General features: G+C 32.3%; 1 protein-coding gene. It reads left to right on the top strand.

Translation table 11 applies throughout. The features are described 5' to 3' along the window. Nucleotides 1-242: hypothetical protein (locus tag ACWIX0_RS14185; RefSeq protein WP_454174617.1), on the top strand; the 242-nt coding region annotated here is incomplete at its 5' end. Between the last annotated feature and the right edge of the window lie 222 nt (nucleotides 243-464).

Below are 464 nucleotides of genomic sequence, written 5' to 3'. Positions count from 1 at the left end.
GCGACAAAGATACTGCTTCACAAGATACTTTTGATGTCAATAAAGAGGAACATAAATTTGGAGAAATAAAAGATGAATTACTATACACCGCAGGGCTTGAAGGGTTAAAAATCTTTATTAGTGGCTCTTATGCCAACACCTTCAATAAAACCCCCTCCACGCTCAAACTCTATGAGGGCTATATACATTCTAGTGGATTAGAGTATTTAGCACCATTTGGGGAGAATTATATAAAGAGGTAGAACAGAATGACAAATGTTGGCATTTGCTTCCTTAAGCAAATCATAAATCATTTATTGTTATGATAAATTACATTAAGCCATTTTATTGTATTATTTTATTTTATTATTTTATGAGTTTAATTTCTAATAAGGAGTATTCCAAATGTCAAACCCCACAAGTCCCATAAACACAAAAAATGGTGCAAATCCCACAAACGCTAGCAAATCTTTTATCAACGATAT

The organism is Helicobacter sp. T3_23-1059, assembly GCF_053654515.1.
This window is presented reverse-complemented; position numbering and strand designations above follow the sequence as displayed.